Source organism: Streptomyces monticola (assembly GCF_042665355.1).
GTDB lineage: Bacteria > Actinomycetota > Actinomycetes > Streptomycetales > Streptomycetaceae > Streptomyces > Streptomyces monticola.
Genome location: NZ_JBHTCF010000002.1, coordinates 41,685 through 59,882, shown reverse-complemented (window position 1 = coordinate 59,882; position 18,198 = coordinate 41,685). Strand labels below are relative to the sequence as shown.

Annotated in this window: 12 protein-coding genes and 1 pseudogene; 5 read left to right on the top strand and 8 right to left on the bottom strand. The window is 70.6% G+C overall.

The features are described from left to right. Window positions 1-186: 186 nt before the first annotated feature. From ACFQVC_RS05780 to ACFQVC_RS05760, 5 genes are read right to left on the bottom strand one after another with little or no spacing between them, the layout of a single operon-like run. Entirely contained in the window at window positions 187-1,275 is a 1,089-nt protein-coding gene (locus tag ACFQVC_RS05780; RefSeq protein WP_381827233.1) for a LacI family DNA-binding transcriptional regulator, read from the bottom strand. Beyond that, window positions 1,260-2,969 (bottom strand): glycoside hydrolase family 13 protein, encoded by a 1,710-nt coding sequence (locus ACFQVC_RS05775; protein ID WP_381827231.1) that lies wholly within the window; start codon window positions 2,967-2,969, stop codon window positions 1,260-1,262. Before ACFQVC_RS05775 ends, ACFQVC_RS05780 begins: the two co-directional genes overlap by 16 nt. Window positions 2,970-3,016: 47 nt before the next feature. Then, complete coding sequence (locus ACFQVC_RS05770; protein ID WP_381828236.1) at window positions 3,017-3,865, bottom strand: sugar ABC transporter permease; 849 nt, start codon at window positions 3,863-3,865, stop codon at window positions 3,017-3,019. Between the two features lie 5 nt (window positions 3,866-3,870). After that, window positions 3,871-4,881, bottom strand: a complete 1,011-nt coding sequence (locus tag ACFQVC_RS05765) for a carbohydrate ABC transporter permease (protein WP_381827229.1) — start codon at window positions 4,879-4,881, stop codon at window positions 3,871-3,873. Window positions 4,882-4,917: 36 nt separating this feature from the next. Beyond that, window positions 4,918-6,186, bottom strand: coding sequence for an extracellular solute-binding protein (locus ACFQVC_RS05760; RefSeq protein WP_381827227.1), 1,269 nt, complete (start codon window positions 6,184-6,186; stop codon window positions 4,918-4,920). Window positions 6,187-6,472: 286 nt separating this feature from the next. Here ACFQVC_RS05760 and ACFQVC_RS05755 point away from each other — a divergent pair, with 286 nt between their 5' ends. After that, window positions 6,473-7,504: a LacI family DNA-binding transcriptional regulator gene (locus ACFQVC_RS05755; RefSeq protein WP_381827225.1), complete on the top strand. Its 1,032-nt coding sequence runs from the start codon at window positions 6,473-6,475 to the stop codon at window positions 7,502-7,504. A gap of 187 nt (window positions 7,505-7,691) precedes the next feature. Here ACFQVC_RS05755 and ACFQVC_RS05750 read toward each other — a convergent pair. After that, window positions 7,692-9,137, bottom strand: a pseudogene (locus ACFQVC_RS05750) (alpha-amylase); the annotation flags it as partial. Between the two features lie 220 nt (window positions 9,138-9,357). Continuing rightward, window positions 9,358-10,641 (bottom strand): cytochrome P450, encoded by a 1,284-nt coding sequence (locus ACFQVC_RS05745; protein WP_381827223.1) that lies wholly within the window; start codon window positions 10,639-10,641, stop codon window positions 9,358-9,360. 242 nt (window positions 10,642-10,883) lie between these two features. Here ACFQVC_RS05745 and ACFQVC_RS05740 point away from each other — a divergent pair, with 242 nt between their 5' ends. The 4 genes from ACFQVC_RS05740 (at window position 10,884) to ACFQVC_RS05725 (ending at window position 16,461) form a co-directional block, all read left to right on the top strand. Further along, on the top strand, window positions 10,884-13,241 hold the full coding sequence (locus tag ACFQVC_RS05740) for a lysylphosphatidylglycerol synthase domain-containing protein (RefSeq protein ID WP_381827221.1): 2,358 nt from the start codon (window positions 10,884-10,886) through the stop codon (window positions 13,239-13,241). A gap of 241 nt (window positions 13,242-13,482) precedes the next feature. Beyond that, a complete protein-coding gene (locus tag ACFQVC_RS05735; protein ID WP_381827219.1) occupies window positions 13,483-14,616 on the top strand; it encodes a type III polyketide synthase in 1,134 nt (377 codons plus the stop codon). Between the two features lie 89 nt (window positions 14,617-14,705). Continuing rightward, window positions 14,706-15,914, top strand: a complete 1,209-nt coding sequence (locus ACFQVC_RS05730; protein ID WP_381828233.1) for a cytochrome P450 — start codon at window positions 14,706-14,708, stop codon at window positions 15,912-15,914. A 7-nt stretch (window positions 15,915-15,921) separates the two neighbouring features. Then, window positions 15,922-16,461 carry a cupin domain-containing protein gene (locus tag ACFQVC_RS05725; protein ID WP_381827217.1) on the top strand — a complete coding sequence of 180 codons (540 nt, stop codon included), beginning with the start codon at window positions 15,922-15,924 and terminating at the stop codon, window positions 16,459-16,461. Window positions 16,462-16,539: 78 nt separating this feature from the next. Here ACFQVC_RS05725 and ACFQVC_RS05720 read toward each other — a convergent pair whose 3' ends face one another. Further along, on the bottom strand, window positions 16,540-18,192 hold the full coding sequence (locus ACFQVC_RS05720) for a bifunctional aspartate transaminase/aspartate 4-decarboxylase (protein ID WP_381827215.1): 1,653 nt from the start codon (window positions 18,190-18,192) through the stop codon (window positions 16,540-16,542). Between the last annotated feature and the right edge of the window lie 6 nt (window positions 18,193-18,198).

Here is an 18,198-nt window from a genome sequence, read left to right as displayed (position 1 = left end):
TCTCTCAACTCCGGGACGCGCAAGGGCTTCCACAAGAGATTGCAGCGGTGTTACGTTCAACCACGTCTCCGGTCCGGCCGGCCGGGGGTCACCGCTCGCGGAGACCCCACGCGCCCGGCCGGTCGGACCGGTCCTCGGCCGTACGAGGACGCCCGCCACCGGACGCGCGCCACCAGACGTCCGCCGTCACACACGCGCCTGCGCCGTGGAGCCACGCACCACCAGTTCCGGCTGGAACACGAACTCCGTCTTCCCCCAGCCGCCGCCGGGAGATACCCCCGGCGCGCTCCCGTGCATCTCCTCGAGCAGGGCGCCCACCGCGGCGGTCGCCATCGCCTGCACCGGCTGCCGCACCGTGGTCAGCGGCGGGTCCGTGAACGCGATCAGCGGCGAGTCGTCGAACCCGACCACCGACACGTCACCCGGCACGGACAGGCCCCGCTCTCGCACCGCCCGCACGGCGCCGAGCGCCATCATGTCGCTGCCGCAGACCATCGCCGTACAGCCCGCGTCGAGCAGCCCGCCCGCCGCGGCATGGCCGCCCTCGACCGAGAACAGGGTGCGCCGCACCAGGCCTTCGGCCTCCCGCGGGCTGCGGCCGAGCATGTCCTGCACGGCCGCGGTGAACCCCTCCGCCTTGCGCCGTGAGGGCACATATCTGGTCTGCCCGATGGCCAGGCCGATCCGTTCGTGTCCCAGGTCGACGAGATGACGTACGGCCATCCGCGCCGCGGCCCGGTCGTCAGGGGAGACGAAAGGGCCCGGCAGGTGCTCGTTGAAGCCGTTGATGAGGACGAACGGCATGCCACGGCCCGCGAGTTCGAGATAGCGGGCCGGGTCGGCGGTGGTGTCGGCGTGCAGGCCCGACAGGAACACGATGCCGCTGACCCGGCGCTCCTCCAGCTGTTCGACCAGCTCGTCCTCGGTGGCGCCGCCCGGCATCTGGGTGCACAGCATCGGGGTGTAGCCGTGCCCGGCCAGGACCTGCTCGATGACCTGAGCGAAGGCCGGGAAGATCGGGTTGCCGAGCTCGGGGACCACCAGGCCGACCAGGCCGGCGCTGCGCCGTTTCAGGCGCAGCGGACGCTCGTAGCCCAGGACGTCGAGTGCGGCCAGGACCCGCTGCCGGGTGCCGGTCGCCACCCCCGCCTTGCCGTTGAGCACCCGGCTCGCGGTGGCCTCGCTGACTCCGGCCTGCGCCGCGATGTCCGCGAGCCGCGGGCCGCCGCGCTCGGCGGCTTCCCGCGGCACGGGAACGGTCACATCGCCCACCATACGGTGGTGTCGCCCGCCAACTCGGCGTCATCGGGGCCCAGTCGGACCTCACCGGCGGTGAGCAGGACCCGGCCGGGCAGCGGGATGCGCACCCGTTCCCCCGTGGTGTTCGCGGTGCACACGAAGTCCCCGCGGCGGAAGGCGAGGACGCCGTCGGGGGCGGTCAGCCACTCGATCCGGTCGCCCGCGCCGAGTTCGGGCCGAGCACGGCGCAGGGCGAGGGCGCTGCGGTACAGCTCCAGGGTCGAGTCGGGGTCGCCGCTCTGCGCCTGGACGCTGAGTTCGCCCCAGCCCTGCGGCTGCGGAAGCCAGCTGCCGCCACCGCCGAAGCCGTACGAACTGCCCTCCTGTGTCCAGGGGATGGGGACCCGGCAGCCGTCACGGAAGCCGTCCTGTCCGGCCGCGCGCCAGAACGACGGGTCCTGGCGTACCTCGTCGGGCAGGTCGGTGACATCGGGCAGACCGAGTTCCTCGCCCTGGTAGACGTAGGCGGAGCCGGGCAGCGCCAGCATCAGCAGGGTGGCGGCGCGGGCCCGGCGCAGCCCGAGCGCGCGGTCGCCGGGGGTACGCAGCTGGGTGCCGAGTCCGGCCGGGTTGGCGAACCTGGTGGCGTGCCGGGTGACGTCGTGGTTGGACAGCACCCAGGTGGCGGGGGCGCCGACCGGCCGCATCGCGGCGAGCGAGGCGTCGATCACCGCGCGCAGTTCGGCGGCGTCCCAATGGGTGCCCAGATACTGGAAGTTGAAGGCCTGGTGCATCTCGTCGGGGCGCACATAGTGGGCGGTGCGCTCGACGGTCGGCGTCCAGGCCTCGGCGACGAGAATGCGCCCGCCCGTCTCCCGCCCCCGCCCTTCCAAGGAAGGCCCTTCGGGCCCGATTCTATTTTCGGGGTATTCGCCGAGGATCTCCCGCCAGCTGCGGTAGATCTCGTGCACACCGTCCTGGTCGAAGAACGGCATGGTGTCGTTGCCGAGGAGCTTCAGCTGCCCGCTGCGGCCGATGTCGGGCAGGCCGGCGGCCTTGACCAGGCCGTGGGCGACATCGACCCGGAAGCCGTCGACGCCCATGTCGAGCCAGAACCGCAGGATCGAGCGGAACTCGTCACGTACGGCGGGGTGCTCCCAGTTGAAGTCGGGCTGCTCGGGCGCGAACAGATGCAGATACCACTCGCCGTCCTCGACGCGGGTCCAGGCGGGCCCGCCGAAGATGGACTCCCAGTCGTTGGGCGGGAGTTGTCCGTGCACCCCCTTGCCGGGCCGGAAGTGGTAGCGCTCGCGCAGCGCCGAGCCGGGGCCCTCGCGCAGGGCGCGCTGGAACCAGTCGTGCTGGTCCGACGAGTGGTTGGGCACCAGGTCGACGATGATGCGCAGGCCCAGTTCGTGGGCGTCGCGCAGCACCGCGTCGGCGTCTAGCAGGGTGCCGAACATCGGGTCGATGGCGCGGTAGTCGGCGACGTCATAGCCGCCGTCGGCCTGTGGCGACGCGTAGAAGGGGCTGAGCCAGACGGCGTCGACGCCGAGCTCCTTGAGGTACGGGAGCCTGCTGCGGATGCCTTCCAGATCGCCCGTGCCGTCGCCGTTCCCGTCGGCGAAACTGCGCGGATACACCTGGTAGATCACCGCGCCGCGCCACCATTCCGGGTCGGTGCCGGTGGGGGCGACGGTCACGGCCGGAGCGGCGAGATCCTTGGTCATGTCTTCCCTGGAGATTGAGAGGAACGGGGGGCGGCCGTCACTGCACGTCAGGACTTCGTGGCGCCCGCGGTGAGGCCGGCCACGAGGTGGCGCTGCGCGAATCCGAAGATCACCGCGGCGGGTACCGCGACGATCACGGCCGCCGCGGTCAGCGACCCCCAGTCGCTGGTGTACTGGTTGACGAAGGTCTGCAGACCCCCGGCGAGCGTGAGGTTCTCCTCGCCGGTCATGAAGGCCGTGGCGTAGGCGACTTCGGCCCAGCCGGTGATGAAGCTGTAGAAACCGGTGACGGCGAGGCCCGGCTTGGCGAGGGGCACGACGAGCCGCCAGAAGGTGCCGAACGGATTGAGCCCGTCCACCCGCCCCGCCTCGTCGATCTCGACCGGAATGGTGTCGAAGTAGCCCTTCATCATCCAGGCGGAGAACGGCACGGCGATCGTCAGATACGTCAGGACCAGACCGACGGGCTGATTGAGCAGGCCGAGGCTCGCCAGCAGGTTGTAGAGGGGCACGATGAGCACGGCGACGGGGAACATCTGGGTGACCAGGAGCAGCCACATCAGCGGGCGCATGCCGGGGAAGCGGAAGCGGCTGACGGCGTATCCGGTGGTCGCGGAGACGAAGACACCCAAGGTGGTGGTCAGTCCGACGACGAGCAGGGAGTTGCCGAGCCAGCTCAGGAACTCGGTGTCGGCCACGACGTGGTCGTAGTTGGCGAAGGTGAAGTCCTTCACCAGGGCGGTGGAGAAGGCCTCGCTCTGCGGCTTGAACGAGGTGACGAGCAGCCACAGCGGCGGCAGCACCGCGATGGCGCCGGCGATCAGGAGGGTGGTGTGCAGGGCGACGGAGGCCACAGGGCCCCGCTCGCCGCGCAGCCTCGGCTTGCCCTTGGTCATGGCGGTCACCACACCTCTCCCTGCTTGCGCAGCGCACGGCGGTAGATCACCGCGAAGAACGTAAGGAGCAGCAGGATGAGCACGCCCCAGGCCGCGGAGCCCGCGAAGTCACGTGGGCTGACCACGAAGGAGAGCCGGTAGGCGTACGTCACCAGGATCTCCGTGGCGTCTCCCGGCCCACCGCGGGTGAGCAGGAAGATCACCGGGAACATGTTGAACGTCCAGATGCCACTGATCAGGATCACCGTGCTGCTCACGGAGCGCAGTCCGGGCAGGGTGATGTGGCGGAAGCGCTGCCAGGCGTTCGCGCCGTCCATCTCGGCGGCTTCGTACAGATCGCCCGGGATGGACTGCAGTCCGCCGAGCATGGCGACGAGCATGAAGGGCACGCCGAGCCACACATTGACGGTGATCACCGAGAGCTTGGCCCAGGTGGGGTCGTTCAGCCAGGGGATGGCGTCGATGCCGCCGCCGGCGAGGAGCTTGTTGAGGATGCCGTTCTTCTCGTTGAAGAGCAGCCGCCAGGTGAAGACGGAGACGAAGGCAGGCACCGCCCACGGCAGGATCAGCGCCATCCGGTAGAGGGAGCGTCCCGCGAGCCTGCGGTTGAGCATATTGGCCAGGGCGAGGCCGAGACCGAAGGACAGCGCGACACAGGACACCGTCCACACCACGGTCCAGCCGAGCCGGTCCCAGAACACGCCGTCGGAGAGGACGGCCGTGTAGTTGTCCAGGCCCACCGACTCGTAGGTCGCCGGGATGTGGTTGACGCCGATGGTGCGCTCGACGTTGGCCTCGTTGGCGTCGGTCGTCGACAGATAGACGCCGCGCGCCAGCGGATAGCCGATGATCACGCCGATGACGATCACCACGGGGGCGACCATGCTCCAGGCGTACCAGTGGGTGGACAGTGCCCTGCGCAACCGCCCGGGGTTACGGCCGGTCCGGTGGCCCCGGCCGCGGACGCCATCGGCGTCCGCGGCCTTCATCACCGGCCGGCTGCTCTCGACAGCCATCTGTCGGTCAGCCTTCCAAGTCGGGTGGCCCGTGGGCTACTTGTAGTCCTTGAGCAGCTTGCGGTAGGCGTCACCGACGCCCTTGGCCGCGTCCTGCGGCGAGCTCTTGCCGCTGAGCACCTTGCCCATGTGCAGCCGGATGGGCTCGAAGAGCGAGTTGGCCTCGGGGATCCAGGGGCGCTCCACGGCCTTGGCGATGGCCGGCTTGAAGAACTGCACCATCTGGTTGCCGCTGACCGAGGGCTGCTCGTACACGGAGGTGCGGGTCGGCAGCAGGCTGAGCTTCTCGGTGGTCTGCTGCTGCACCTTGGCGGAGCTCATGTACTTCACGAACTCGTATGAGGCTTCGAGGTTCTTGGATCCGGCGTAGACGCCGAGGTTCCAGCCGCCCTGCGGCGCGCCCTGGGCGACGCTGCCCGCGGGCACGGGCGCGACACCGAGGTTGTCCTTGTCGCCCTTGAACTCCCTGCCCTGCAGGGCGCCTTCGATCGACCAGGGCCCGTCGAGCGCCATGGCGACCTCGCCGTCCTTGAAGGCGTTGAGCTGGTTGTTGTAGCCGTCGCTTGCGTCGGTGACGGCGGCCTTGGAGTCGACCAGGTCCTTCATCACCGAGAACGCCTTGGCTCCCTCGGCGTCATCGACGGTGATCTCGGCGTTCTTGGTGTCGAGGAGGTCGCCGCCCTCGCCGTAGAGATAGGGCAGGTAGTAGTAGGGGTCGTCGCCGCGCAGATACAGACCCGTCTTGCCGCTCTTCGACTTGATCTTCTTCGCGGCGGCCTTCACCTCGTCGACGGTGGTGGGCGTCTTGACGCCCGCGGCCTTGAGCATCTTCTTGTTGTAGAAGAGCGCCAGGGTGTCGATGGTCTGCGGCGCGGCGTAGGTCTTGCCCTTGAACTTGGTGCTGGCGACGGCCTGTTCGAGGTAGTCCGACGCCCCTTCGAGGGCCGGGGTGCCCTCGAGCGGCGCGAGGTAGCCGAGGTTGGCGAAGTCGGCCACCCAGGCGACCTCGGTGCGCATCACGTCCGGCGCGCCGGAGCCGCCGCCCGCCGCGTTCTTGAACTTGGCGTTGGCCTCGCCGAAGGGGACGTTGACGTACTTGACCTTGACGCCGGGGTGGATCTTCTCGAAGCCCTGGGCGAGTTGCTTGTACGTGCCCTTCTCGGCGTCGTTCGAAGTGTCCCAGAACGTCACGGTTCCGGAGATCTTGCCCGAACCCTTCGTGTCCCCGCCGTCATCCCCACCGCACGCTGCCGCTGTCATGGCCAGAGCCGCGACCAGCGCGGTGGCCGCTATGCCACGCCGCATGTGAACTCCTTCAACTGATCCCGGAAACAAGGGAGGCACGGCCTGGGAAGGGCCGCCGCCTGCGAGCCGCACTCGACGCGGCGCCGGGATGCCAGGGAACGTAACAGGATTGAAAAGCGACGGAAAGACCTTGCGACAACTTTCTGCAAGCTCTGGTGATCGTTACCGCCGCGTGTCCGAAGAGTTGCCGCAAGGAGTGGCTGCAAGGCCTCCGCAAGCTGTGTGCACCACGGCGTATGACGGGTACAGTCCAAGCCATGACCGCACGGCTCGTACAGATCAAGCCATGAACGCACGGCTCGTCGACATCGCGGCGCAGGCGGGGGTCAGCGAAGCCACCGTCAGCCGTGTGCTCAACGGCAAACCCGGGGTGGCCGTGGCCACCCGCGAGGCCGTCCTCGCCGCATTCGATGTGCTCGGCTATGAACGCCCGGTGCGGCTCCGCCGTCTCAGCGCGGGCCTGATCGGCCTGATCACACCGGAGTTGGACAACCCGATCTTCCCGGCCCTCGCCCAGGTGATCGGCCAGGCCCTGACCCGCCAGGGCTACACCCCGGTCCTGGCCACCCAGACCCCGGGCGGCTCCACCGAGGACGAGCTGACCGAGATGCTGGTGGACCGCGGCGTCGCCGGGATCATCTTCGTCTCCGGACTGCACGCCGACACCACGGCGGACCTGGAGCGCTACGAACGGCTGCGCGGCAAGGGCGTCCCCTATGTCCTGGTCAACGGCTTCTCGCCGAAGGTGCAGGCCCCCTTCGTCTCCACCGACGACCGGGCCGCGGCCCGGCTCGCGGTCATGCATCTCGCCTCGCTCGGGCACACCCGGATCGGACTCGCCGTGGGCCCGCGCCGGTTCGTGCCCGTCCTGCGCAAGATCGAGGGCTTCAAGCTCGGTATGCGCGAGCGCCTCGGGCTCGGCCCCGAGGAGTGCGAGAAGCTGATCGCGCAGTCGCTCTACACCCTGGAGGGCGGGCAGGCGGCCGCGGCCACGCTGATCGGCCGGGACTGCACGGCGATCGTCTGCGCCAGCGACATGATGGCACTCGGCGCCGTACGGGCCGCCAGGGAACGGGAGTTGGACGTGCCGCGGGACATCTCGGTGGTCGGCTTCGACGACTCCCCGCTGATCGCGTTCACCGATCCCCCGCTGACCACGATCCGCCAGCCGGTCCCCGCGATGGGCCAGGCCGCGGTGCGGGCCCTCCTGGAGGAGATCGGCGGCACCCCCGCGCCGCCCAGCGAGTTCGTCTTCATGCCGGAACTGGTCGTACGCGGATCCACGGCGTCCGGACGGCGCTCCGGCGACGACCGCTGAGCCGCGGGGCCGACGACGACCGGACCACGGGCGGAGCACTGACAACGGGCGGAGGACCAACGAGGACGGGACCGCGGCTTCGACGGCCGGCGTCATGCGAACAACCGGCCGCCCGGCGCGTGTGCCGTGCGAACCGGCCGCCCGGCGCTGTGCCGGACGGCCGGATGTCACCGATGCTCCGTCAGCTCCCGCTGCCCGAGCAGGACTTGGCACCCACATGCACCGCGAGCGCACTCTTCGCCGCCACGGTGGCCTGCAGCTTGCCCCCGTCCGCCACGGTCACGGGCCGGTCGGACTGCACATCGCAGTACTCCCCCGCGGGCAGCGAGGTCTGGAACGTCTCCTTCAGCTCGCCGTCACCGCCGTTGATGGCCACGTACGCCTTGTCTCCGCGCCCGAAGCCGATGGCGCTGCCGCCGTTGTCCCACCAGTCGCTCACCTCGGCGTCCCCCGCGGCGTTGCGGAAGCCGACCATGCCCGCGATCTCCCGCTGTGCGTGCTGGCACACCCAGGCGTCGGTGGCACAGTCGGCGGCGCCGCCGCCGGGCGCGCCCGCGTCCTTGTCGTCGAAGGCGTACCCGGAGTGCACATCGGGCTGCCCGTAGGGGTGAGCGAGCAGGAAGACATGGGCGAGGGTGTAGGCGGCGCCGTTCTTGTAGGTGAGGGTGTTGCCCTGCCGCTCGGTGTCGTGGTTCGTGACGAACGTCGCCGCGGACGCGCTCGGCAGCTTGCCGTCCGTGACGTTCTTCAGTCCTGCCAGGGATCCGCCCTCGAAGGCGGACTTCAGCTGATACGCGAGATTGAACTCCTGGACATCGCCCGTGCCCAGGTACTCGTCCTGCTTGACCGGCTCGTTTGCGGCCGGGATGACCTCCTGCTTCCAGTACACATCCGGCTCGGTGAGCTGCGCCTTGATGGCCTTGAGGTCATCCGCGGGCATGTGCTTCGCGGCGTCCACGCGGAATCCGTCGACGCCGAGTGCGAGCAGGTCGTTGAGATAGCCCGCGATGGCGCCGCGGACTCGCTCCTCGCCGGTGTCCAGGTCGGCGAGGCCCACGAGTTCACAGTTCTGCACCTGGGCACGGTCGGTGTAGTCCTTGATGTCGGACTTGCAGTCGTCCAGATCGGCGGCCTGATACAGCCCGGGGTAGTCGTACTTGGTGTACGCGGTGCCGCCGGTGCCGGTGCCCGAGCCCGCCGTCATGTGGTTGATCACCGCGTCGGCGACCACCTTGACGCCCGCCTCGTGGCAGGCGCCGACCATGGCCTTGAAGGCGTCGAGGTCACCGAGTGAGGAAGCGACCTTGTAGCTGACCGGCTGGTATCCGGTCCACCACTGCTCGCCCTTGATCCGTTCCATCGGCGGCGAGACCTGGACGGAGCCGTAGCCGGCCGGGCCGAGAGTGTCGGTGCACGCCTTGCCTATGGAGGCGAAGTTCCACTCGAACATCACGGCGGTGACATCCTTGGCTGCCGCCGCCGACGCGCCCGCCGCCTTCGCGGATGCCGGCTTTGCGGGTGCCGCCTCCGTCCGCTGCTGGGCACCGACGTACAGGCTGCCCGCCGTGCCTGCGGCCAGGGCCACGGAGAGAGCGATCAGTTTGCGGCCGTGCGGCGCGTGCTTCGCGCGCATGGAAGCCTCCTTGGTGGTGGGGGAAAACGTGGGGGGGAACCGCGGGGCAACGCACCACACCTGACGGCTCGTTCAATGCTGCGATGACTTTCTGCTGCCTTGCAGAAAGTTATTGCGGCGAACGGGTCGGACACTAAGACGGCCGTTGTTCAAGGGTCAACCCCCTGGACAGCGCGAAGTCCCCAACCGGACGCACCAGTTGGGGACTTGTCGGGAAACCTCAGCCGATGGCCCAGGCGACCGGCAGCGCACGCGGTCCCCGGATCAGGGCCCGGCTCCGCCAGGGCACCTCATCGGCCGGTACGGCGAGGCGCAGTTGCGGCAGCCGGTCGAGTACGGCGTCCATGAGCAGATCGATCTGCATCCGGGCGAGCAGCCCGCCGACGCAGTAGTGCGTGCCGTGGCCGAAGGAGACATGCGCCTGCGCGGCCCGGTCGAAGTCGATCTCCTCGGGCCGCGGGAAGACCTCCGCGTCGCGATTGGCCGCGAGATAGGAGACGTAGACCGCGTCGCCCGCCTTGATGGTGTGGCCGTGCAGCTCGACGTCCTCCTCCGCGATCCGCGCCAGGCCGACGGCGCTGCGGTGCGGGATGTAGCGCAGGAGCTCATCGATCGCGCGGGGGCGCAGCTCGGGCCGCTCAGTGAGGGCAGCCAGCAGTTCGGGGCGGGTGAGGAGCAGATAGAGCATCTGTCCGGTGTTGTTGGTGACGGCCTCGCCGCCGATCTGCAGCGGTCCGGCCACCCCGGCCGCCTCTTCCTCGGTGAGCTCGCCGCGGCTCACCCCGGCGCCGAGCAGTGACAGGACGTCCTCGCCCGTGCTGCCGCGCCGGGCCCGCACGGCCTCGCCGAGCCAGCCGTAGAGGCGCTCCTTGACCTGTCCGGTGGCGGACGCGTCGGCGGCCGGGAAGACGATCTGGTCCGTCCACTCCTTGAGCTGTGCCCGGTCCTCGGGCGGTACGCCCATGACCTCGCAGACGAGGTCGACGGGGAACGGCGCGAGCAGCCGCTCCACCAGGTCGGCGGGCGGCCCGTCGCGCAGCAGACCGTCCATCAGACCGTCGATGAGCTCCTGGGCACGGCCGCGCCGGCCCTCCACCGCCGATGCCGAAAGGGCGGGCCACACCACGCGGCGCAGCCGGTGGTGGTCACCGCCGTCGGCGAAGGCCAGCGAGCCGGGCTTCGGCTTGAAGTGCGGGGCGAGCCGGGTGATGTCACGCCCGGGGACCTGGCGGCGGGTGAACCGGGCGTCGTTGGTGACCATCCGTACGTCGTCGTAGCGCGTCACGAGCCACGCCCAGCCCTCGCCGTGCGGCAGCCGGATCCGGTGCAGCGGCCCCTGGTCCATCAGCCCTGCCAGGACCGGGTCGAAGCGGGTGCCCGTCAGATCCTGCGCGGGCCACTCGCACACCGGCGGCGGCGCACCGGGGGTCCCCGCCGTCTGCGTGCGTGCCCCCGCGCCGGAGATCCCCGCCGTCCCCGTCCGTGCCGCCACGTCCTCGCTCATGCCGCTGTCCTCCACCCGTCGGGTCCACGCCGTCCCTTCACCGTCGGGGCTGAGACGCGGGGGCTCGCGCTGGGGTGGGCCGGATGGGGGGACGGTGACGCGCCGGTGGCGCCACACCGTGCAACGATCACCGAGTCGGTGACGGGTACGACCTGAGCGAGCGGCTGGCACTGATGGTGAGCGGCGAGAAGCGGGGCGACGGGGCCGGGCCGGGAACGACAGCGGCCCCGCCGGTGCCATTCGTGCGGGCCGGGCGGCGCCCCGTCGACCGCGCCAGGTTCGTGCTCGGCGCGTTCGGCATCGTCGCCCTCGTCGGTGTCGCGCTGCTGCTGCAGGCCGCGCCCGGCCTGCTGCTCGGGCCCATCGTCCTCGCCGCCGGTGCGGTCATGGCGGTGGTGCCCGCGGTGGTCGCCGTCGACCAGCTGATCCGGCGCGAGACCCGCAAGGTGATCCTCGGGGTGCTCGCCGCGCTGCTCACCTATCTCACCGCGCTCGGCATCAACCTCTACGTCCTCGGGCCCGCCCCGTCGGTCCTGCGCCGGGCGCTCGCCCAGACGCACACGGACGCGGGCGCCGTCGCCCCGGTGCATCTGTATGTCGCCACCGTCGTCGCGTTCATCACCGTCGTCGGCTTCGGAGACCGGCTGCTCCTGCGCAACGCCGCCTGGGGCAGCGTCGCGGTGACGGCCGCCGCGGCCCTCGTCACCCAGGGCGCCACCCTCGTCGGCATCCTGATCACCTTCGCCCTCGGCCGCACGGTGGCGCTCGGCCTGCGCTGGTGGATGGGCGCGGGCACACCACCGCCCACCGACGCCGAAGTGGCCGACGGGCTCAGGCAGGCAGGGCTCGCGCCGCTGTCGTGCCGCCGGCTTTCCGACAGCGGCGACGGCAGCAGGCGGTACGCGGCGCAGACCGGCACCGGCACCGGCACAGACACCGGCAGCGGCAGCGGCAGCGGCAGCGGCAGCGGCAGCGGCAGCGTCGACGTGTCCGTCCTGGGCCGCGACCGGCTCGCCATCGGACTGACGTACCGCCTCTATCAGCGCCTCCGCCTTCGCCGCCCGGCACAGAGCCAGGGGTTTCTGTCGCTGCAGCGCGTGGTGGAGCGGCGCACCCTGCTGTCCCTCGCCGTGCACGACAGCGGTATCCGCACCCCGCGTCTGGCCGCGGTCCGCAAGCTCGGCCCCGACGCCGTCCTGCTCGCCCACGAACACATCGAGGGCCGCACCCTCGACCGGCTCGCGGCGGACGAACTCACCGACAACCTCCTGCGGGACGTATGGCGGCTCACGGCCCGCCTTCACCGGCACGAGCTCAGCCACCGGCGGATGTCGGCCGACGCGTTCCTCGTCGACGACGCCGGCGAGGTGTGGCTGCTGCGCCTGGAAGCCGGCGAGGTGGCCGCCACGACGCTCCAGCAGCGCCTCGACGATGTCGAACTCCTCGTCACGCTCGGCCTGTTGACCACACCGGAGCGCTCGGTCGAGGCCGCCCGCGACATCCTCGGCGACGAGGCGGTGGCGGGCCTTGTGCCGCTCCTGCGCCCGGCGGTGCTCAGCCAGGGCACCCGGGCCCGGCTGCGCAAGGACAAGGGAGTGCTCGCCGCGGTCACCGAAGCGCTCACGGCCCTGCGGCCGCAGACGCCCGCGGCCCGCCCTGTCGCCCTGGAGCGGCTGCGTCCGCGCACCATCCTGTCCGCGCTCGGCGGTGTCATCGCCGTGTACTTCCTCATCGGCCAGTTCGCCGACAAGCCGCTCGGCAGTCTGTTCACGGGGGTGTCCTGGCCATGGGCGCTGCTCGCCCTGCTCGGCTCGGCTCTCACCTATGTCGCCGCCGCGATGGGCATCGGCGGCTTCGTGCCGGTGCGACTGCCCAAGCTACGGCTCCTGCTCGCCCAACTCGCGGGCTCCTTCGTGACGTTGGTGACCCCCGCGGCCGTCGGCGGCGTCGCGGTCAACACCCGCTTCCTGCAGAAGGCCGGGGTCGCGTCGGGGCTCGCCCTCACCAGCATGGCCGCCTCCCAAGTGATCGCCCTGGCCGCGTTCCTGATCCTGGTGATGCTCTTCGGCTCGCTGTCGGGCTCGTCCCAGGGCGCCCATCTGCCACCGTCATCGGTGATCATCACGGTGCTGCTCGCCGTCGCGGTGCTCGCCGTCGTCGTGGCCACGGTGCCACCGCTGCGGAAGTTCGTCGTCACCCGCGTGAAGCCGTACTTCACGGACGTACTGCCGCGGATGCTGGATCTGCTGCGTGACCCGGGGAAGCTGAGTGTCGGCGTGGCCGGGGCGTTTCTGCTGCCCCTCGCCGGATCGGTCGCCCTGTGGGCCTCGGTCCGCGCCTTCGCGCCCGACCGTGCCATCGACTTCGCCACCGTCGCGGTGGTCTTCCTGATCGGGAAGTCGGCCGGTTCCATCGTGCCGACGCCGGGCGGTCTCGGCGCCGTCGAGGCGGTCCTCTCCGGTGGCCTCGCCGCGGCCACCGGCATCAGCGGCTCCACCGCGTTCTCGGCGGTGGTGCTGTTCCGGCTGCTCACGTTCTGGCTGCCCATCGCGCCGGGCTGGCTGGCGACGACATGGCTGCAGCGGCGGGACGCGCTCTGACCCTTCCCGGATCTCCCGCGGGACCCGCTGCGGCCGCGCGGTGACTGCCCGCGCCCCTGCGGATCACGGCTCCGCGTCCTGTACCCCACCCGCCCACGTCCGGCAAGGCGCAGACGCCCGCGGGAGCGGTCGATTGCCCTTGGTGGAGTAGTCCAGGGCGCCGTCGGCCGGGTGCTGTGTCCAGGGTGAGGCTACGACCTTTCCCGTCGGAGGGGTCCGCCGCGTACGAGAGAGGGGTCCCATGCCCACCCTGTGCAAGCCCGCCGTCAGCGTCCCCGAGCATGTGATCACCCTCGAGGAAACCCTCGACCTCGCCCGCGACCTGCACGCAGAGCATCCCCAACTCCCCCTGGCCCTGCGGCTGATAGAGAACACCGGAGTACAGACCCGGCACCTCATACAGCCGATCGAGGAGACCCTCCGCCACCCCGGCTTCGAGGACCGCAACCGGCTCTACGAGGCGCAGGCGAAGGCCAGGGTCCCGGCGGTGGTCCGGGACGCCCTCGCCAACGCGGACCTCTCCCCCGCCGACATCGACGTGATCCTCTACGTCTCGTGCACGGGCTTCATGATGCCGTCGATGACCGCCTGGCTGATCAACTCCATGGGGTTCCCCGGCGACACCCGGCAGATACCCATAGCCCAGCTCGGCTGCGCGGCCGGCGGCGCCGCCATCAACCGGGCCCACGACTTCTGCACCGCGTACCCGCAGGCCAACGCCCTCATCGTGTCCTGCGAGTTCTGCTCCCTGTGCTACCAGCCCACCGATCTCGGCATCGGCTCGCTGCTCTCCAACGGCCTGTTCGGCGACGGCATCGCGGCCGCGGTGGTCCGCGGCCAGGGCGGCACCGGCATCAGCCTCGAACGCAACGGTTCCCACCTGGTGCCCGCCACCGAGGACTGGATCTCCTACGACGTCCGCGCCACGGGCTTCCACTTCCTGCTCGACAAGCGGGTGCCGACCACGATGGAGCCGCTCGCACCGGCCCTCAAGGACCTGGCGGCCGCGCATGGCTGGGACGCGTCCGACCTGGACTTCTACATCGTGCACGCGGGCGGCCCGCGCATCCTGGACGACCTGAGCACCTTTCTCCACGTGCCGCCGGAGGCCTTCCGGTTCAGCAGATCGACGCTCACCGAGTACGGCAATATCGCCTCCGCCGTCGTCCTGGACGCGCTGCGCCGGCTCTTCGACGAGGGCGGGGTGCCCGAGTCGGCCCGCGGTCTGCTCGCGGGATTCGGGCCCGGCATCACGGCCGAGATCTCCCTGGGCCACTGGACGTACGACACCGCGTCCGCGCCCGCGCACACCCTCGACACCGCGCAGGTGCCCCGGGGTCTGGAGCCGGACAGCGAAGCGGAGGCCCTGGTATGAGCGGCGGCCCCGCCACCGGCACCACGACGACCGCCACCGACGCCGTGACGGCCACCGACGCCGCGCCCGCTTCCGCCGAGCCCGCCTCCATGTGCCCCGCCGGGCTCCCGCCCGTGCGCGACTGGCCCGCACTCGATCTGCACGGTGTCGACTTCGACCCGGTGCTGCGCGAGCTGATGGACGCCGGGCCCCTCACACGGATCCGGCTGCCCAACGGCGAGGGCTGGGCCTGGCTCGCCACCCGCCACGCGGACGTGCGCGCGCTGACCAACGACCCCCGCTTCAGCCGGGCGGCCATCGTCGGCCGCCAAGTGACGCGCCTCGCCCCGCACTTCATCCCCATGCCGGGCGCGGTCGGCTTCGTCGACCCGCCCGACCACACCCGCCTGCGCCGCGCCGTCACCGCCGCGTTCAGTGCCCGCGGCGCCGAACGCGCACGGGCCAGGGCGCGGGACGAACTCGACCGGCTCTGCACCCGCCTCCTGGCGGCCGGGCCGCCGGCCGACCTGACCGCGCAGCTCCTCGAACCCTTCCCCATCGCCGTGGTCAGCGAGGTCATGGGCATCCCGGAAGAACTGCGCGCCGACATGCACGCGTGGACCCAGCGGATCCTGTCGTCCACCGAGGGCGCCGAGCGCAGCGAGGAGGCCAAGGCCGCGATGGCCGCCGCCTTCGTCCGCCTCATCGGCGAGCACACCGGGGGCGGCGAGGACGGGGAGAGTGTCGTCGCGCTCCTGGGCGCAGCGGTGGACCGCGGCGACCTCAGCCGGGAAGAGGCGGTCGGCTTCGCGGTGCTGCTGCAGATCGGCGGCGAGGCCGTCACCCACAACACCGGCAACATGCTGTACGTGCTGCTCACGCGCCCGGATCTGTGGGACCGGCTGCGCACGGAACCCGGTGTACTGCCGGGCGCGGTCGACGAACTCCTTCGCTACGTGCCGCACCGCAGCTCCGTCGGCCTGTCCCGGATCGCCCTCGAGGACGTGGAGCTGCACGGCCACACCATTCGTGCGGGCGACCCCGTCTATGTCTCCTATCTGGCCGCCAACCGCGACCCCGATGTCTTCGCCGACCCGGAGACCATCGACTTCGACCGGGCCCCCAACCCCCATGTCTCCTACGGGCACGGCCCGCACTACTGCGCCGGCGCCCTGCTCGCCCGGATGCAGGCCGAACTGCTCGTCGGCGCCCTGGTCGAGCGCTTCCCCGGCCTTCGCCTCGCCGTACCGGCCGAGCAGGTGCCCTACCGCCGCGGCGCCCTGATCCGGGGGCCCGAGGCCCTGCCCGTCACCTGGTGAGCGCGGCATGACGGCGCTCACCCCACCCCAGGGCCTGCTCATCCCGCCCGGCCACGGCCGGTCACTGCGCACCCCGGCGCAGGAGGTGACCTTCAAAGTCACCGGCGCGCACTCCCGGATGGCGTCCAGCTTCGAGGTCACGGTGCCGCCGGGCTTCGACGTCGGCGCGCATGTGCACACGCGCAGCGAGGAGCTGTTCTACGTACTCGAAGGCGAGCTGGACGTCCTCGCCTTCGAGCCACGGGTGCGCACTTCCGACAACTGGCGGCGCTGGCAGTCCCGTTCGGGGCAGAGCGTCACCCGTGCCACGCCCGGCACCGTCATCGCCGTACCGCCGGGCTGCCCGCACGCCTTCGCCAACCCCACCGCGGCGCCGGCCCGGATGTTCTTCCTGGCCTCACCGCCGCCCGACCACGAGCGCTACTTCGAGGAGCTCCTCGAGCTGCTCGACGGCACGGCGGAACCCGACGCGGCGGCCATCGCGGAGCTGCGCGTGCGCTACGACACCGAGCAGCTCACCCCGCTGCGCCACCACCGCGGCGGCTGACCCCGGCCGGACACCGGTCCGCGCCTGCCGTGCGGACCGGTGTCGCGGGCCGGTGTCCCGCGCCGTGCGCGCCCCGGTTCAGCCCTTGCTCGCCTGCCACTCCGCCGCGTAGTCGGCGAAGATGGCCCGCAGTTGATGGCCGATCTTGAGGTAGTCGAGGTCGTCCAGATTGGCGAGCGAGACGCGCACGGACCACTCGGGGCCGTCGAAGCCGCCGCCGTTGAGCAGCACGATGTGGGTCTGCTCGGCGAGCCGGAAGAGCGCGTCCACGGGCTCGTAGTTCTTCTCCAGGAAGTCCGCGAAGTCCTTGCCGTGCACGCGCTCGGCCTCGGCGAGGAGATCGAGTTCGATGTAGTAGCCGGCCCGCTGGGGATCATCGCTGATCTTCATCTGGGCGCCTTCGAGGAGCAGTTGGAGGCGCTGCTGCACGATGGAGCGGACCTTGGCCTTGTACGCCTGGCCCTCGTCCAGCATGTCGAAGAGCGAGAACAGCACCATCTGCACCTGCTGGGGCAGGGACAGGCCCGCGGTGTGGTTCAGGGCGACCTGCCGGGAGTCGGCGACGAGCCGGTCGATGAACTTGATCTTCTCTGGCTCCAGGGTGAGCGTGCCGTACCGCTTGCCGAGCCGGTCCTTCTCGTCCTGGGGCAGCTGCGCGATCATCTCGTCGATCACGTTGTCGTCGTGCAGTCCGATGACGCCGAGCCGCCAGCCGGTGCAGCCGTAGTGCTTGGAGTACGAGTACACGAGCAAGGTGTTGCGCGGCAGGTCGGCGGCGAGGGAACGGAAGCCCTCCACGAAGGTGCCGTAGACGTCGTCGGTGACGAGCAGGAGGTTCGGGTTCTTCGTCGCCACGATGTCCTTGATCTGGTTCGCGACGCGTTGGCTGACGGCCAGGGACGGCGGGTTGGAGGGGTTGACGATGCACACCAGCTTGACGGCGGGATCCTCCAGCTTGGCGACCTCTTCCGTCGGGTAGCGCCACTCGCGCACACCGGTCTCGGCCAGCATGTTGGCCTCGATGTTCACGACGTCGAACTCGTAGGTGTCGAGCTCGGGGATCTCGATGTACGGCGTGAACACCGGCACCATCAGGGCGATCTTGTCGCCCTTCTTCAGCAGCCCGTTCTTCATCAGGGAGTCGAAGATGTAGCACATGGCGGCGGTGCCGCCCTCGGTGGCGAAGAGGCTCAGCCGGTTGCCCTCGGGCGGCTCCTTGCCGAACATCTCGTCGCCGATGTATCCGCGCACGATGTGCTCGGCGTGGGTCAGCATGCGGTCGGGCACCGGGTAGTTGTCGGCGGTGATGGAGTCGGCCAGTTCGTGCAGGAAGCCGTCCCGGTCGAAGCCGAACCGCTCGAGCGCCAGATCCACACAGGACTTGAGCATCTCCGTGCCCGGCAGGTCGGGGTGCGCCCGCAGCCAGCGCTCGAAGCGCTCACCGATGCCGTTCTTCTCGGGCATTCCGCCGAGGTTGTCCGCGGTCCACACCCGCCGGGACTCGGACAGGGCGAAGTAGCCGAGGGCGTAGAAGGCCTCGCGCGGCCCGGTGGCGACCCAGTTGGGGTTGCCGCGGCCCGCGTTGAGCATCTGCACCGACGACGTGTCCTTCTGCCCGGGCTTGCTCTCCTGGACGGCCTGGGCGAGCTGGATGAACTTGTCCTTGAGCTCGAAGGGGCTCAGCTGGGCGAGGGATTTGATCTCTTCGCGGCTGAAGGTGGTCTTGGGCATGGCTGC